This window comes from Streptomyces sp. NBC_01446 (assembly GCF_026340095.1).
In the GTDB taxonomy this organism is placed as follows: domain Bacteria; phylum Actinomycetota; class Actinomycetes; order Streptomycetales; family Streptomycetaceae; genus Streptomyces; species Streptomyces aureus.
Genome location: NZ_JAPEPO010000001.1, coordinates 5,378,096 through 5,394,766 on the forward strand (window position 1 = coordinate 5,378,096; position 16,671 = coordinate 5,394,766).

Here is a 16,671-nt window from a genome sequence, read left to right on the forward strand (position 1 = left end):
TTTGGCCCAGACCCGTTATGAATACGAGACAGAAGTGGCCGTGGCCAGAGGTGTGCGTGAAGTTCCCATGACGCGGATCCGTATGCCGCGCTCCGGCGTCTGAGAAGGCATGGACGGGGAGAAGCACCCGACGCCCGCGGAGCCCGTTGCCGCCGAACGGCCGCCCGAGGGCTGCCTCGTGGCCGCGATCCGCATCCCGGTGCGCATCGTCGTCCTGGTCCTCGTCGTACCGATCCGTCTGACCTGGGACGCCGTCACCGCCGGCGGTCGTGCCGTGTGGCGTCGCGGCCTGGTGCCCCTGGCCCGCGGGACCGGACAGCTGCTGCGCGCGGTGTTCGTGGTGCCGTGGGTGTGGTTTGGGGTCCGCGTACTGGCTCCGGCGGCGCGGGGCGTGGGCTCCGCGCTGACGTGGCTCGGCGGGGCGCTGTTCGTGTGGCCGTGGGTCGCGTTGTGGAGGCGCGTGCTGGTTCCGGTCGGCCGGGGGGTCGCCGTCGCGCTGGCATGGACCGGCAAAGCGCTCTTCGTCCGGCCGTGGGTCGCGCTGTGGCGCTACGTCCTCGCGCCGGTCGGCCGCGGGGTGCGGGACGTCGCGCTGTGGGTGTGGTGGAAGGGCGTCGTCGCCTCGGTCGCCTGGTGGTACCTCCGGGTGATGACACCGGCCGGGCGCGGGATCGCGTGGCTTTCGCGGGGGGTGTGGGCGGGTCTGGCGTGTGTGGGCCGAGGGATCGCGCGTCTCGCCTCTGCCGTCTGGGGCGGGGTTGTCGCGGTGGGGCGCGGGATCGCGTGGCTTGCGCGGGGGGTCGGGGCGGGTCTGGCCTCCGTGGGCCGGGGCGTCGCGCGCGTGGCATCCGTCATGTGGGGCGGGGTTGTCGCGGTGGGGCGCGGGATCGCGTGGCTTGCGCGGGGGGTCGGGGCGGGTCTGGCCTCCGTGGGCCGGGGCGTCGCGCGCCTCGCCTCCGCCGTCTGGGCCGGGCTCGCCGCGGCCGGGCGCGGCCTGCGCTTGGGCGGCGTGTGGCTGCTGCGGGCGCTCTTCGTCCGGCCGTGGGTGTGGCTGTACGCGCGCGTGCTCATGCCTCTCGGCGGCGGGATCGCCTGGCTGGCGCGGGGCTTCGCGGCGGCGGGCCGCGCCCTGGGGGCAGGCCTCGCCGCACTGCTGCGCGCCCTCGTCGTCGTCCCCGCGGTGTGGCTTTACGCACACGCCCTGACCCCGCTCGGTCGTGGCATCGCTCTCCTCGCGCGCGGCACGGCGACCGCCGTCATCTGGCTCGCCAAGGCCCTCTTCGTCTGGCCCTGGGTCTGGCTCCACACCCGCGTACTCGCACCCGCCGGACGCGCAACTGCCTTTCTTTTCAAGCTGGTTGGGGTTCAACTCGCTCTTGCCGTCCGAGCGCTGGGCGCGGGCCTGGCGCTCGGACGGGGCGTGTGGTCAGGGCTCGCGTGGCTCGCGCGTGCGGTGTGGGCCGGCGCCGCGTGGTTCGGGCGTGGGTTCTGGACCGTCGCCGTCACCCTCGTACGGTGGATCTTCGTCGTGCCCGCCGTCGCCCTCTGGCGCTGGGTACTCGTGCCCGTCGGGCGGGCGGTCGTCGTCCTCGTGCGGGAGACCGGCGAGGCGCTCGGGCACGCGTGGCGCGTCGCCGGACACATGTCGCGGGCCGTCGGACGGTTCCTCGGCCGACTCCTGCGGTGGATCTTCGTGGACCCGGTGCGCTGGGCGTACCGCAACGTGTGCGCCCCGCTGGGACACCTCGTACGGGACTCCGTATGGCGGCCCACGGCCCAGGCGGTCAAGGACGCGGGGCGCACCGCGCGCCAGGCCCTCGCGGCGGCACGCGAGAGCGTGCGCCAGGCCAGGGCCGACGTCCGCCGGGCGCTCTTCGGAGCAAAACGGGCGGAGCCCGAACCGCTGGTCAGGGACCGGCGGGAACCTGACCCGCCGCAGGCACGTACTCTAGGTAGCAGTACGACCGCTCTCACGAAGGACTAGAACACTGGGCAAGCGACAGCCCGAAGGCCCGCCGCCCGCACCCGCGGTGCAGCGCATCCGACTGCGCTACACCAAGCGCGGCCGCCTCCGGTTCACCAGCCACCGTGACTTCCAGCGCGCCTTCGAGCGTGCGCTGCGCCGCGCCGAGGTACCCATGGCGTACTCGGCGGGGTTCACGCCGCACCCGAAGGTGTCGTACGCCAATGCCGCACCCACCGGCACGGGCAGCGAAGCCGAGTATCTGGAGATCGCGCTCACCGAAGCGCGCGACCCGGACACGCTGCGCGAGCTCCTCGACGAGTCGCTCCCCACGGGGCTCGACATCATCGAGGCCGTCGAGTCCCGCACCTCGGGCCTCGCCGACAGGCTCACCGCATCCGTCTGGGAGCTGCGGCTCGACGGCGTCGACGCCGCTGAGGCCAAGGCCGCCGCGGACGCGTTCGTCGCGGCGGAGGCCGTCGAGGTCCAGCGAAGGACAAAGAACGGGATGCGGACGTTCGACGCCCGCGAAGCCGTCGTGAGTCTCGAGGCCGCCGAGGCCCCGCAGGCGAACGACGCCCCGGCTGATAGGCCGACCGACAAGGCCTGTGCGATACTGCGCCTGGTTGTTCGGCACGTGACGCCTGCCGTTCGACCCGACGACGTTCTGTCCGGTCTCCGAGCTGTGGCCGACCTGGCGCCGCCGGTCCCCGCAGCGGTGACCAGGCTGGCGCAGGGGCTTTTCGATGAAGAGACCGGCACGGTGACCGACCCGCTCGCGCCCGACCGCGAGGCAGTCGAGGCCGCACCTCCCGCAAGCGGGGGGAGCGCCGCAGCTGCCGCCGCGACGGCGCCGGTGCCAGGTTCCGCGTAAGGACGGTCGTCGAAGCGCCGCCCTCGTACTCGGGAGCCACCTGGGTCGGGCAGCGCACGAACCCAAGGACTTTCGCCAGGCCGTACGCACACATGGCGTACGGAACCGGCGAGAACAGACAGAGAGCTCCCGTGCGGCGCCCGCGCCCCGGACGGCGGCACCGCGCATGAATGCGCGAGCCGCGGACGTCACCGGACCAGGCGCGGCGCCCGGGAGCCTGACGGGAGATCCACCCGCATGCTCGAGCCGACCGAACCCACTGAGACGTCGTCGTCCGTGGGAACCGACAACAACAGCCCCAGCGACACCCTGCCGCCGCGCCGTCGGCGCCGTGCGGCTTCGCGCCCCGCGGGCCCGCCCACGGGTGCCGCCGCCGACACCGCCCCGGCCGTGAAGGCCGCCGCCGCCCCCGTCGCCGACGAGGCCGACGAGGCCGAAGAGACCGAGGCAGACGCGGCCGCCGCCGAGGCCCCCGCGCAGGACGCCGCACCCGCCGGGCGCCCGCGGCCGGCGTGCCACCCGCCGCGCCTCCGCGCCCGCCGGCGCACCCAAGACTCCCGACGCAGCAGAGAGCGCCGAGGCCGAGCCCGCTGCCGCCGCCGCGCCCGCCGTCGCCGCGGAGGAGCCTGCCGCCGAGCCGGAGGCCGCGCCCACCGGGCGTACCCGCCGCCGCGCCACGCGCCGCGTCTCCGCCCCCGCCGCTACCCCCGAGCAGGCCGAGGCCCCCGCAGTGACCGAGCCCGTCGCCGCGCCCGCCGTGGCCGCGGAGGAGCCTGCCGCCGAGCCGGAGGCCGCGCCCGCCGGGCGTACCCGCCGCCGCGCCACCCGCCGCTCCACCGCCCCCGCCGGCGCACCCGAGCAGACGGAGCCCGTGGCCGCCGCCGAGCCCGCCGCGACGGAGACCCCGAAGTCGGAGGCTCCCAAGAAGTCCGAGGCCCCTGAGACCGAGGCTCCCAAGACCGCCGCCCCCGCCGCCGCGTCCGACGAGGACGCCGAAGGCGGCCGCCGCCCCCGCCGCCGCGCCACCCGCAAGGCCGCGGTCGGCTTCTCCGAGCCCGCGCAGCGCGCCGCCAAGAAGGCAGCCTCGCGCGCCGCCGCCGAGCCCGCCGCCGACGAGACCAAGGGCACGAAGGGCTCGCGCCGTCCCGCGCGGCCGTCCGTCGCCGTCTTCCAGGCGCCGGTCTTCGCCGAGCCGATGTTCCAGACCCCGGAGCGCGCCGCCGCCGCGGCGGCCGCCGCCGAGGCCGCGGTGGAGGAGGAGCCGGTCGAGGCCGAGGCTCCCGTCGAGGCCGTGACCGTGGCCGATGTGGTCGCGGAGGAGACGCCGCGCCGTCGTCGCCGCCGTGGCCGTGCCGCCGAGGAGCAGCCCGCCGCACCGGCCGCCGAGCCGCAGCGGCCCGCCGCCGTCGAGGAGCCTGCCGAGGCCGAGGAGGCCGAGGGCGACCAGGACCACGAGGACCACGACGAGCAGGGCGATCGCCCCACGCGCCGCCGGCGCCGTGGTGGCCGCCGTCGCCGTCGCGGTGACTCCGCGGACGCCGAGTCCGACGAGCAGAGCGACGAAGAGGCCGAGCACACCGACGAAGAGGCCGAGCACACCGACGAGAGCGATGACGCCGACGAGGCCGACGAGCGTGAGGAGTCCGGCCCGTCCGGCTCCAGCAGCAGCCGTCGCCGCCGTCGTCGTCGTCGCCGCGCGGGTGACGCCTCCACCGATGGCGAGCCGGGCGACAGCGACCCCGAGCGCACGGTCGTGAAGGTCCGCGAGCCCCGTAAGCAGGAGGAGCGGGGCACCGGCGCCGACGAGGTGCAGTCCATCAAGGGCTCGACGCGTCTCGAGGCGAAGAAGCAGCGCCGCCGTGAGGGCCGCGAGCAGGGCCGCCGTCGTGTGCCGATCATCACCGAGGCCGAGTTCCTGGCCCGCCGCGAGGCCGTCGAGCGGGTCATGGTCGTCCGCCAGCACGGCGAGCGCACCCAGATCGGCGTGCTCGAGGACGACATCCTCGTCGAGCACTACGTCAACAAGGAGCAGTCGACCTCGTACGTCGGCAACGTGTACCTGGGCAAGGTCCAGAACGTGCTGCCGTCCATGGAGGCCGCCTTCATCGACATCGGCAAGGGCCGCAACGCCGTGCTCTACGCCGGTGAGGTCAACTTCGAGGCGCTCGGCATGGCCAACGGGCCGCGCCGCATCGAGACCGCCCTCAAGTCCGGCCAGTCCGTCCTCGTGCAGGTCACCAAGGACCCGATCGGCCACAAGGGCGCCCGCCTGACCAGCCAGGTCTCGCTGCCCGGCCGCTACCTGGTCTACGTCCCCGAGGGGTCGATGACCGGCATCAGCCGCAAGCTGCCCGACACCGAGCGCGCGCGTCTGAAGACCATCCTCAAGAAGATCGTCCCCGAGGACGCGGGCGTCATCGTGCGCACCGCCGCCGAGGGCGCGAGCGAGGAGGAGCTGAGCCGCGACGTCGAGCGTCTGCAGGCCCAGTGGGAGGAGATCCAGAAGAAGTCGAAGCAGATCTCGACGAGCTCGCCGAGCCTGCTGTACGGCGAGCCGGACATGACCGTCCGCGTCGTGCGCGACATCTTCAACGAGGACTTCTCCAAGGTCATCGTCAGCGGTGACGAGGCGTGGGACACCATCCACGGATACGTCAACCACGTGGCGCCCGACCTGGCCGACCGCCTCTCGAGGTGGACCTCCGAGGTCGACGTCTTCGCGACGTACCGGATCGACGAGCAGCTCGCCAAGGCGCTCGACCGCAAGGTCTGGCTTCCCAGCGGCGGCTCGCTGGTGATCGACAAGACCGAGGCGATGATCGTCGTCGACGTCAACACCGGCAAGTTCACCGGCCAGGGCGGCAACCTCGAAGAGACCGTGACGAGGAACAACCTCGAAGCGGCCGAGGAGATCGTGCGCCAGCTGCGCCTGCGTGACCTCGGCGGCATCGTCGTCATCGACTTCATCGACATGGTCCTGGAGTCCAACAGGGACCTGGTCCTGCGCCGGCTCCTCGAGTGCCTGGGCCGTGACCGGACCAAGCACCAGGTGGCCGAGGTCACCTCGCTGGGCCTGGTCCAGATGACCCGTAAGCGCGTGGGCCAGGGCCTCCTGGAGTCCTTCTCCGAGACCTGCGTCCACTGCAACGGGCGCGGTGTCATCGTCCACATGGAGCAGCCCACGTCCGCTGGTGGCGGCAAGCGCAAGAAGCGCGGCCGTGGCGGCAACGGCGCGGAGCCCACGCTCGAGCACGACCACGAGCAGGCGGCGCTGGAGACGGAGGTGGAGACCGAGGCAGAGGTCGCCGCCGAGGTCGCGGCCCCGGTCGCACTGGCCGAGCCCGAGTTCGTGCCCGACGAGGAGCTGTACAGCAGCCCCGCCGAGGCGGAGGCCGCGGCCCGTGGTGGCCGTTCGCGCCGTCGTGCGACCCGCAGGGCGTCGGCTCCGGCCGGCGCGCCCAAGGGCGAGGCAGCCCCGAAGGAGGCCGCCAAGGTGGAGGCCCCGCAGGTCGAGGCTCCCAAGGCTGAGGCCCCGCAGATCGAGGCGGAGCCCGTCGTGGCCGAGCCGGTCGTGGCGGAGCCCGCCCCGGTCGAGGACGCCGCTCCCAAGGGGCGTACGCGCCGTCGGGCGACCCGTAAGGCGACGGCTCCTGCCGGTTCGCCGAAGGCCGCCGCCGAGGCCGAGGTGACCGTCACGGCGCCCGCCAAGCCCGAGCCGGAGCCCGTCGTCGCCGAGGAGCCCAAGGCCGCTGTGGCCGAGGAGAAGGCCGAGGCGCCCGTCGAGAGCGCGGCTCCGGCCCGCCCGCGTCGCCGCGCCGTCCGCAAGGCCACCGCGCCCACCGCGTCCGAGGAGACGGCCGTCGTGGTCGTCTCGTCGGCCACGGAGGCGCAGGCCGAGCCGGAGCAGGCCGAGCCCGAGGCCGCCGAGCAGGCGCCCGCCGCCAAGAAGACGGCCCGTAAGACGGCCAAGAAGGCGACGGCGAAGAAGGCCGCCACCAAGAAGACCGCGGCCAAGAAGACGGCCGCGAAGAAGACGACGGCCAAGAAGGCGGCGACGAAGACCGCGGCCAAGAAGGCGACCGCGAAGAAGACCGTGGCGGCCGAGCAGCAGGCTCAGCCGTCCGTCTCCGCCGCGGCCGACGAGGCCTGAGCAACGCGGTAGATCCGGATCCGACGCCCCCGAGCCGCACCACGCGGCTCGGGGGCGTCGGCGTGTCACAGTTCACGTATTTCGACTGGACCGCACCCTGCTCTTGGAGACCGGTCAACTACCTGTAAAACTCATGGAGTCGCACGAGTGAACATGAACGATCACGCGACCGCGCGTTGGGGAGAACACGCGGCCCGTGAAAATGGGGAGGGGTAGCAATGGCGCACGCGCGCCTGAGAGGCACGGGCCGTCACCGTGCCGTGAAGCCGGTCAAGGGCGCCAGACAGGCCGTGGCCATCGCCACGGTCTTCTCGGCGGCCGGGATCCAGGCCACCACGTCCGTGGGGACCGCCGCCGCGGACACCCCGACGTGGACCGAGGGGCCGATATTCAACGACCCGCACGGCACCACGGACCAGCAGTACGCGATCCGCACCAGGCTGATCCAGCTGACGAACGCGGCGCTGCCCGGTTCGGTGATCAAGGTCGCGGTCTACCACGTGTGGGAGCAGTCGGTCGTCGACGCGCTCGTCGCGGCCAAGAACCGCGGCGTGAACGTGCAGATGCTGCTCGACGAGTCCAGCGTCAGCGACCGCCCCACCAACACGTCGTACACCCAGTTGAAAACGGCCCTGGGCACCACCAGGACGAGCTCGTCCTTCGTGACGCTCTGCCCGGCGCACAAGTCCTGCCTGGGCGATCCCAAGTACGGCCAGTCGATCATGCACAACAAGTTCTGGCTGTTCTCCGCGGTCGAGGGCGCCACGAACGTCGTCGTACAGACCACGTCGAACTCGACGCCGTCGGCGCACACGAGGTTCTACAACGACGCGCTGATGCTGCCGAACAACGGCGTGATGTACGAGGCGTACTCGGACTACTTCACGGACATGACCGGCAAGAGCTGGTCGACGTGGGACTACCGCACCGTCAGCAACGGCCTGTACAAGGCGTATTTCTTCCCGCGGGCCGGCACGGTCAACGAGTCCGACACGATGTACTCCGTCCTCAACAACGTCGCCTGCTCCTACAAGGACCCGGTGACCGGCGCCGCGAAGAATACCGTCATCCGGGCCGCGATCTTCAAGGTCACCCGCAAGCAGATCGCCGACAAGCTGGTCTCGCTGAAGAAGCAGGGCTGCACCGTCAGCCTCATGTACGCGGAGACCGACAGCGCCAAGAGCCTGGGCGGCCCCAAGGGGACGTGGGAGGCGCTGCACGCCACCGGCGGGCCCTCGCTGCGCTGCTTCAACGACGACCGGGACCCGCTGAACCCCGGCAAGAAGCTCACGACGCCGTACATCATCCACTCGAAGTACCTGCTGGTGGACGGGATGTACGACGGCAAGCGCAACAAGATCACCTTCACCGGGTCGCAGAACTACACGGGCCCCGCGCTGCGCGAGAACGACGAGGCGATCGTCAAGGTCGACGACGACTCCGTGCACGACGCCTACCGCGACCACTTCAACCGGGTGTGGAACGTCACCTGGCCCGGCACGGCCGACGCCACGGACCTGTGCAAGGGCGTGAAGCCGCTGCCGCAGGACGGTGAGAAGCCGCCCGCGTAGCCCGCGCGCACCCGGCGGAAGGGGGCTGGTTTGACCCTTTCGGCGGGTGACCCGTAACCTTGACCGTCGGCGTCTGTTGAGCGCCGCACCCCTGAGCACCTCACCTCCCGGTCCGCCGGGGGAGGCCGCTCGTCCAATCCGGAACATCACGGGCCTTCGGGCGCGTGTGAGCGGCTGGCTTCAGGGGTTTCGTTCCGAGCGAGAGTGAGATCCGCGTGTACGCCATCGTGCGCAGCGGTGGTCGCCAGCACAAGGTTGCTGTCGACGACATCGTTGAGGTTGACAAGATTTCCACCGCCAAGGTTGGCGACACCGTAGAGCTCTCTACGCTGCTCGTTGTCGACGGCGACGCTGTGACCAGCGACCCGTGGGTGCTGGCCGGCATCAAGGTGCAGGCCGAGGTCGTGGACCACCACAAGGGTGCCAAGATCGACATCCTTCGGTACAAGAACAAGACCGGCTACCGCCGTCGTCAGGGTCACCGTCAGCAGTACACGGCGATCAAGATCACCGGCATCCCCGCGGCTGCGAAGTAAGGGACTGAGACAAGATGGCACACAAGAAGGGCGCATCGTCCACTCGGAACGGGCGCGATTCCAATGCTCAGCGGCTCGGTGTGAAGCGCTTCGGCGGTCAGACCGTCAACGCCGGTGAGATCCTGGTCCGCCAGCGCGGCACCCACTTCCACCCGGGCACGGGCGTCGGTCGCGGTGGCGACGACACCCTGTTCGCGCTGAGCGCCGGTGCGGTGGAGTTCGGTACGCACCGCGGCCGCAAGGTCGTGAACATCGTTCCGGTCGCCTGAAACCCCTAGTTCCTAGGACTCAGGCTCCGTAGAGCGTTTTCGCGAGGGCGGACCTTGCTTGCCCGGCCAGAAGCTTCGGCTTCCGGATCGGGAAGCAGGTCCGCCCTTCGTGTGTTTCCAATGAACGACGAGCAAAGACATTTCGTACTCCTCCGGCCTCGTGCCGGGGGAACCCCCAGGAGGCACTGAACCATGACCACCTTCGTGGACCGCGTCGAACTGCATGTCGCCGCGGGTAACGGAGGCCACGGCTGTGCCTCCGTTCACCGTGAGAAGTTCAAGCCGCTCGGCGGCCCGGACGGCGGCAACGGCGGCCGTGGCGGCGACGTCATCCTGGTCGTCGACCAGGCGGTGACGACGCTCCTCGACTACCACCACTCACCCCACCGCAAGGCCACGAACGGCAAGCCCGGCGAGGGCGGGAACCGCTCCGGCAAGGACGGCCAGGACCTCGTCCTGCCCGTGCCGGACGGCACCGTCATCCTCGACAAGGCGGGCAACGTGCTGGCCGACCTCGTCGGCCAGGGCACGACGTACGTCGCCGCCCAGGGCGGCCGCGGCGGCCTCGGCAACGCGGCGCTGGCCTCGGCCCGCCGCAAGGCCCCCGGCTTCGCGCTCCTCGGTGTGCCCGGTGACCTCCAGGACATCGTCCTCGAGCTCAAGACGGTCGCGGACATCGCGCTCGTCGGCTACCCGAGCGCCGGAAAGTCGTCCCTCATCTCGGTCCTGTCGGCCGCCAAGCCGAAGATCGCCGACTACCCGTTCACGACGCTCGTCCCGAACCTCGGCGTCGTGACGGCGGGCGAGACCGTCTACACCATCGCCGACGTGCCGGGCCTCATCCCGGGCGCCAGCCAGGGCAAGGGCCTCGGCCTGGAGTTCCTGCGCCACGTCGAGCGCTGCTCGGTCCTGGTCCACGTACTCGACACGGCCACCCTCGAATCGGACCGTGACCCGGTCTCCGACCTCGACATCATCGAGGAGGAGCTCAAGCAGTACGGCGGCCTCGACAAGCGCCCGCGCCTCGTCGTCCTCAACAAGATCGACGTACCGGACGGCCAGGACCTCGCGGACCTGGTCCGCCCGGACCTGGAGGCCCGCGGCTACCGCGTCTTCGAGGTGTCGGCCGTGGCCCACAAGGGCCTCAAGGAGCTGTCCTTCGCCCTCGCCGAGATGGTCGCCGCGGCGCGCGCCGCCAAGCCCAAGGAGGAGGCGACCCGCATCGTCATCCGGCCGAAGGCGGTCGACGACTCGGGCTTCACGGTCGCGCAGGAGGAGGACGGCCTCTTCCGCGTGCGCGGCGAGAAGCCGGAGCGCTGGGTGCGCCAGACCGACTTCAACAACGACGAGGCCGTCGGCTACCTCGCCGACCGTCTCAACCGCCTCGGCGTCGAGGACGCCCTCCTGAAGGCCGGCGCGGTCACGGGCGACGGCGTGGCCATCGGCCCCGAGGACAACGCGGTCGTCTTCGACTGGGAGCCCACGGTCATGGCAGGCGCCGAGATGCTCGGCCGCCGAGGCGAGGACCACCGCTTCGAGGAGCCGCGCCCCGCGGCCCAGCGCCGCCGCGACAAGACGGAGCGCGACGACGCGGAGCAGGAGTACGACGAGTTCAAGCCGTTCTAGGCGTAGTCGGGCGTTCCCGCCCAGCTCATGAAGAAGGCCCCCGGGAGATTCTCCCGGGGGCCTTCTTCATGTTCAGCCTGCGCGCGGAGCTTCAGTGTTCAGCCCGCGCGCCGAGCGCTACGCCGTGACCGTGTCGCCGGACTCCGAGTCGGAATCCAGGGCCTCGGCGAACTCGTCCCCGTCCGTGTCGCGCTGGCCGGGGATCTCCGCCGCGAGGCGGGACGCCATGCGGACGCGGCGCTCGTCGGCCCGGTCGCACAGCGCGCGCACCGCGTCGTTGAAGCGGTCCAGGGACGGCGGGTCGGAGGGGCCCAGGAGGTGCTCCTTGAGCTCCGCGCGGGCCTCCGCATGGGAATCCGTCTCCGGGGTGCGTACGGCCGCGAGAAGGGCGGGTACCTCCGTTGCCGCGGGCGTCAGGATCGTCGCCGCGCTCACCGTCGGGAATCCGGCGCGGAAATCACTCTCGGACATGCCCGAGGTGTTCGCGACGGCGTACGGCTTCTCGCTCGTCAGCCAGTCCGAGACGACCGAGGAGACATCGCTGATGAGGACGTCGGCCTCGTTGAAGCAGGTGAAGATCGCCGGGCGGGCGTCCGTGATGACCAGGTGCTCCCACTCCGGGAAGGACGCCCAGTAAGCGGCCTCCCACGCGGCGGTCGCCTCGGCGACGGCAGACTGCCGGTCCCCGTCGGGCGCGCCCTGGAGCATCATGCGCTCCATCTCGTCCGCGCTGGCGCGGAACGCGGTCGACGTCAGCCTGTCCAGCTCCGCCGCGCGGCGGACCAGCTCGGCAGCGGCCTCGGGGCCGGGCCGGGCGCCGGAGCGCTTCGCGGCCGCCTCGCGGACCATCGCCTTGATGCGCTCGTTCGCGACGCCCGCGCGCGGGTCGACCGAACCGGTCATCGGGTGCGGCTTGTAGAGGAGGCGTACGGAGTCGTCGGCGAGCAGGTGCTTGACGATGTTCTCGCCGGCGAGCAGTACCGACGTGTTGCCCGGGTTGCCGTCCCAGCCCTCCCAGGTAGGGGCGTAAAGGACCGTCGTGTACGTGCCCCGGGACGCGCCGGTGGCGCGCTTGATGGGCGAGAGCTGCGGGCGGCCCACCTCCACGACGTCCTTGTCCTCGACGCCGATGTCGGCGAGCTGGTAGCGCTCGCGGGCCGCGGGCCCGGCCACCCACACCTCGTCGTACGCCTTCGCGTACGGGTTGCAGGAGGACAGCTTGTCGCTCTCGCCGTGGTTGATGAAGGCGTGCTTGATCGTCGGGATGCGCAGGACCTGGGAGGTCTTCGCGGCGTTCGCCGGGTGCAGCACCATCTTCAGCGTCGAGTTCTCCAGGGAGAACATCGTGGCGACCTTGGGGAAGCAGATGATCGGCACGTCGGTCGCGTCGATCTTCTGGACCATGAACCGCTCGCGCAGCACGATCAGCGGCTTGCCGTCGACCTCGGAGAGCGTGGAGAGCCACATGTTGGCCTGGTACGCGGACGACGTGCCGCCCGAGAAGTACATCGCGACGGTGGGCTTGTAGTCGGCCAGCCACCGGTCGAGCCAGGCCATGACCTTCTGCTCGCTCAGGGCGCGCTTCTTCGGGAGCAGCCAGGTCGCGAGGTGGACCGTGCCGCCGCCGAGCAGCACGATCGAGACGGCGAGGCCGATGCCGCCCCAGAGCGCGTCGGTGGTGGCCGCGGTGATCAGCAGGCCGACGGTACCGGGGGCGGCGAAGGTGAGCAGGCGGTGGCCCTGGCGGCGGGCCAGGATGCGCGGCGGGGCCGCGGAGAGCCGCAGCTCGGACGCGTCGATGTTCCGCGTCACGATGGGCAGCGCGCGCGTGCGCCGCACCAGCACGGCCACTGCCTGGCACACGAAGTGCAGGGCGTAGAAGGCGAGCAGCGCGATGGTGAGGGGGGACTGTTCGGCCAGCGGCTCGATGCCGTCGATGCGCAGGAGGCCGACCAGGATCAGCATGTCGCGCAGCAGCTGCCGGACGGTGACATCGAAGCGGATCTTGCCGAGGAGGGAGAGCAGGCCGGGCTGCTTGTACTGGAGATACGTGTCGAGCGCGAGACCTGCGGCGCTCGCGGCGACGAACACCGGGACGTACGGGATCAGCGCGCTGACGAGCTGGGCCGTGTAGAGCGCGAACATCGCGAAGAGCGCGGAGAGCTGCACGACGCGGCGGGGGGCAAGGCCGGCGGAGGGCACTGGGCGGGGCTCCTGGCAGGGGGGGTCGGGTGGAGGGGGAAAGATTTACGGGGGGTGCGGCATTCTTCGACGAAGGCCGACCACTGACCGTATGACTTTCGCGCCCTCGCTAGCAATCCTTCGTGACAGCAATCACCGGATAAAGGGGCAAAGGCCCCACGATCTCTGGGCAGCGATTCCTTTCGCCGCCTCCGGTGGAATTCCTTTCGCGTGAGCCTGCCGTCCGCCCCTCGGAACCCGGAGGCGCCGCGCCGTGTCGCTCACGTAGATTGCAGGACCTGGGCCGTGGCCGGGACGAGGCCCGCGGCCGGTCAGCACCGATGGGGAACGCACGTGTCAGCGGCAGGGCAGGACATGAGGCAGGGCGTGGCGGAAGCCCGCAGGATCGTGGTCAAGATCGGATCCTCCTCGCTCACCACCGCCGAGGGCGGCCTCGACGCCGACCGGGTCGACGCCCTCGTCGACGTGCTCACCAAGGTCCGCAACGGCGGTGCGAAGGAGATCGTGCTCGTCTCGTCCGGCGCCATCGCCGCCGGGCTCGCGCCGCTCGGCCTGCGCCGGCGCCCCAAGGACCTCGCCCGCCAGCAGGCGGCCGCGAGCGTCGGCCAGGGTCTCCTGGTGGCCCGCTACACCGCCTCCTTCGCGCGCTACGGCGTCCGCGTCGGCCAGGTTCTGCTCACCAGCGACGACATGGCCCGCCGCGCCCACCACCGCAACGCGTCGCGCACCCTCGACCAGCTCCTCGCGATGGGCGCCCTGCCCGTCGTGAACGAGAACGACACCGTGGCCACGGACGAGATCCGCTTCGGCGACAACGACCGGCTCGCCGCCCTGGTCGCCCACCTCGTCCACGCCGACCTCCTCGTCCTCCTCTCCGACGTCGACGGCCTCTACGACGGCGACCCCGCCAAGCCCGGCAGCTCGCGGATCTCCGAGGTCCGCGGCCCCGCCGACATCGCGCACGTCAAGATCGGCAGTGCGGGGAAGGCGGGCGTGGGCACCGGCGGCATGGTGACCAAGGTCGAGGCGGCCGGGATCGCCGCGGCCGCGGGCATCCCCGTGGTCCTCACCAGCGCGGTGCACGCGGCCGACGCGCTCGCCGCCCGCGACACCGGCACGTACTTCCACCGCACGGGCCGGCGCAGCGCCGACCGCCTCCTGTGGCTCCAGCACGCCTCCACGCCGCAGGGCGCGCTCACGCTCGACGACGGGGCGGTGAAGGCTGTCGTGGAGGGCCGCAAGTCGCTCCTTCCCGCGGGCATCGCGGCCGTCGAGGGCGAGTTCAACGCGGGTGACCCCGTCGAGCTGCGCGACACCACGGGGCGCGCGGTCGCGCGCGGCCTGGTGAACTTCGACGCCAAGGAGATCCCGCAGCTCATCGGCCGCTCCACCCGCGAGCTGGCCCGCGAGCTGGGACCCGCCTACGAGCGTGAGGTCGTCCACCGGGACGACCTCGTGCTGCTGCGTGCCTGACCCCCCGGCGATATGTGAAGATCCGGCGTCCGCTCCGGTTGTAAACCGTGTAAACGGCCGAAAGCCGGGCCTCCGGCGGGGGACCTTCCCCAAAACCGCCCCACGACGGGGCTTGGCCTGCTCAACTTTGTTTCAGGAAGTTCCGCACGACCATTGCGCAAAGGAGGCCGTCGTGAGACGAGCGCGCCCGGGGGCGATGTCCCGAGGGTCGGCGGAGCGGGCACTGACCAGCGTCGCGGCCGGGGAGTCGTACCAGGGCAGCGGGCAGGGGGAGAGCGCCGTGACGGAGGAAGGCCCCCGCCTCTGGCATGTCACTCTCAGCGTCTCCGGCGCCGACGCGCCCCTCGCGGAGGTGCGGCGGGGACTCGAACAACTGGCGCACGACCACCCCTTTCTGCTGACGAGCCGGTACGCCGTCGACCACGCCGAGATCCGCTACTGGGAAGAGGCCCGCGACCTGCACGACGCGGCCGCCGTGGCGCTGCGCCTGTGGGGCGAGCACCGCCAGAGTTCCCAGCTCCCGCCGTGGGAGATCGTCGGCCTCGAGGTCATCGACCGTGACACGTACCACCAGCGCATCGCCGAGGGATACGGGCCCCTGCCGGCCACCCCGGTCGGCGTACACCCGTTTTAGGTCACATCTCAGGGTTCGGAACAGTCGCCGGACGGCCCCTGCGCGCCCATTACCCTGCCGATATGACCTCGCTCTCGCCGTACGACTCGATGACCCCCGTCACCCAGGCCGCCTACCGCGCCCGGTCCGCGGCCGGTGTGATCGCCCCGCTGCCGCGGGCCGCGAAGGACGATGCCCTCGCCGCGATCGCCGACGCTCTCGAAGTGCGCACTGCCGAGATCGTCGAGGCGAACGCCAAGGACATCGCCCGCGCCCGCGAGGCCGGCACCAGCGAGTCGATCATCGACCGCCTCACGCTCACGCCCGAGCGGGTCCGCGCCATCGCCGCCGACGTGCGCGACGTCGTCGCCCTGCCCGACCCGGTCGGCACCGTCGTCCGCGGCAACACCCTCCCGAACGGCATCGACCTGCGCCAGGTCCGCGTCCCGCTCGGCGTCGTCGGCATCATCTACGAGGCCCGCCCGAACGTGACCGTGGACGCCGCCGCCCTCTGCCTCAAGTCGGGCAACGCCGTTCTCCTGCGCGGCAGTTCGTCCGCGTACGAGTCCAACACCGCCCTCGTGCGGGTGCTGCGCGACGCCGTCGGCGGCTCCGGGCTGCCCGCCGACGCCATCCAGCTCGTGCCCGGCGAGGGCCGCGACTCCGTCACCGAGCTGATGCGGGCGCGCGGCCTGGTCGACGTCCTCATCCCGCGCGGCGGCGCCTCCCTCATCAAGAACGTCGTCGAGAACTCGATCGTCCCCGTCATCGAGACCGGCACCGGCAACTGCCACGTCTACGTCGACGCCCACGCCGACCTCGACATGGCCGTCGACATCCTGATCAACTCCAAGGCGCAGCGCCCCAGCGTCTGCAACGCCGCCGAGACCCTCCTCGTCCACCAGGACATCGCCGACGCCTTCGTGCCCCGCGCCCTCGCGGCCCTCGCCGAGGCCGGCGTCACCGTGCACGCCGACGAGCGCGTCCTGGCGTACGCCGAGGGCTCCAAGGCCACCGTCGTCGAGGCGACCCCCGAGGACTGGGAGACCGAGTACCTCTCGTACGACATCGCGGCCGCCGTCGTGCACTCGCTGGACGCCGCCGTGGAGCACATCCGCCTCTGGTCGTCCGGCCACACCGAGGCGATCGTCACCACCTCGCAGCAGGCGGCCCGCCGCTTCACCCAACTGGTCGACTCCACGACGGTCGCCGTGAACGCCTCGACGCGCTTCACGGACGGCGGCCAGTTCGGCTTCGGCGCCGAGATCGGCATCTCCACCCAGAAGCTCCACGCCCGGGGCCCCATGGGCCTTCCGGAGCTGACGAGCACCAAGTACATCGTCACGGGCGACGGCCACATCCGGTAGCCGTGGGCATGCGGACGGCGACAAAGG

10 protein-coding genes and 1 pseudogene are annotated in these 16,671 nt (G+C 71.7%); 10 read left to right on the forward strand and 1 reads right to left on the reverse strand.

The genetic code is table 11. The annotated features are described in order from the left end of the window. The first annotated feature begins 109 nt into the window (after positions 1-109). From OG456_RS24075 to obgE, 7 genes and pseudogenes are all read left to right on the forward strand, one after another. Positions 110-1,984, forward strand: coding sequence for a hypothetical protein (locus OG456_RS24075; protein ID WP_266564287.1), 1,875 nt, complete (start codon positions 110-112; stop codon positions 1,982-1,984). Positions 1,985-2,030: 46 nt separating this feature from the next. Beyond that, positions 2,031-2,837 (forward strand): TIGR03936 family radical SAM-associated protein, encoded by an 807-nt coding sequence (locus OG456_RS24080; RefSeq protein ID WP_266564289.1) that lies wholly within the window; start codon positions 2,031-2,033, stop codon positions 2,835-2,837. Positions 2,838-3,074: 237 nt separating this feature from the next. Further along, positions 3,075-6,987: pseudogene (locus OG456_RS24085) on the forward strand (Rne/Rng family ribonuclease). Between the two features lie 218 nt (positions 6,988-7,205). Continuing rightward, positions 7,206-8,558, forward strand: a complete 1,353-nt coding sequence (locus OG456_RS24090; RefSeq protein WP_266564291.1) for a phospholipase D-like domain-containing protein — start codon at positions 7,206-7,208, stop codon at positions 8,556-8,558. A gap of 215 nt (positions 8,559-8,773) precedes the next feature. Then, positions 8,774-9,094 (forward strand): 50S ribosomal protein L21, encoded by a 321-nt coding sequence (gene rplU, locus OG456_RS24095; protein ID WP_116513007.1) that lies wholly within the window; start codon positions 8,774-8,776, stop codon positions 9,092-9,094. 14 nt (positions 9,095-9,108) lie between these two features. Next, complete coding sequence (gene rpmA / locus OG456_RS24100; protein WP_266564293.1) at positions 9,109-9,363, forward strand: 50S ribosomal protein L27; 255 nt, start codon at positions 9,109-9,111, stop codon at positions 9,361-9,363. 192 nt (positions 9,364-9,555) lie between these two features. Then, on the forward strand, positions 9,556-10,989 hold the full coding sequence (gene obgE, locus OG456_RS24105; RefSeq protein ID WP_266564295.1) for a GTPase ObgE: 1,434 nt from the start codon (positions 9,556-9,558) through the stop codon (positions 10,987-10,989). 117 nt (positions 10,990-11,106) lie between these two features. Here obgE and OG456_RS24110 read toward each other — a convergent pair whose 3' ends face one another. Then, on the reverse strand, positions 11,107-13,191 hold the full coding sequence (locus tag OG456_RS24110; RefSeq protein ID WP_266564297.1) for a hypothetical protein: 2,085 nt from the start codon (positions 13,189-13,191) through the stop codon (positions 11,107-11,109). A gap of 366 nt (positions 13,192-13,557) precedes the next feature. On the opposite strand from OG456_RS24110, the gene proB reads away from it, so the two are divergent. The 3 genes from proB to OG456_RS24125 all read left to right on the forward strand — a co-directional run bounded on the left by proB (position 13,558) and on the right by OG456_RS24125 (position 16,644). Continuing rightward, positions 13,558-14,664 carry a glutamate 5-kinase gene (proB, locus tag OG456_RS24115; protein WP_266564299.1) on the forward strand — a complete coding sequence of 369 codons (1,107 nt, stop codon included), beginning with the start codon at positions 13,558-13,560 and terminating at the stop codon, positions 14,662-14,664. 196 nt (positions 14,665-14,860) lie between these two features. Beyond that, positions 14,861-15,298, forward strand: coding sequence for a hypothetical protein (locus tag OG456_RS24120; RefSeq protein ID WP_266569406.1), 438 nt, complete (start codon positions 14,861-14,863; stop codon positions 15,296-15,298). 62 nt (positions 15,299-15,360) lie between these two features. Beyond that, positions 15,361-16,644, forward strand: coding sequence for a glutamate-5-semialdehyde dehydrogenase (locus OG456_RS24125; protein ID WP_227294634.1), 1,284 nt, complete (start codon positions 15,361-15,363; stop codon positions 16,642-16,644). The last annotated feature ends 27 nt before the right edge of the window (positions 16,645-16,671 follow it).

Excerpts from the sequence above, each read along its gene's own strand:
- OG456_RS24090 (WP_266564291.1), top strand. The coding sequence starts at position 7,206 with ATGGCGCACGCGCGCCTGAGAGGCACGGGCCGTCACCGTGCCGTGAAG.
- obgE (WP_266564295.1), top strand. The coding sequence starts at position 9,556 with ATGACCACCTTCGTGGACCGCGTCGAACTGCATGTCGCCGCGGGTAAC.
- OG456_RS24125 (WP_227294634.1), top strand. The coding sequence starts at position 15,361 with ATGACCTCGCTCTCGCCGTACGACTCGATGACCCCCGTCACCCAGGCC.
- OG456_RS24120 (WP_266569406.1), top strand. The coding sequence starts at position 14,861 with ATGTCCCGAGGGTCGGCGGAGCGGGCACTGACCAGCGTCGCGGCCGGG.
- rpmA (WP_266564293.1), top strand. The coding sequence starts at position 9,109 with ATGGCACACAAGAAGGGCGCATCGTCCACTCGGAACGGGCGCGATTCC.
- OG456_RS24075 (WP_266564287.1), top strand. The coding sequence starts at position 110 with ATGGACGGGGAGAAGCACCCGACGCCCGCGGAGCCCGTTGCCGCCGAA.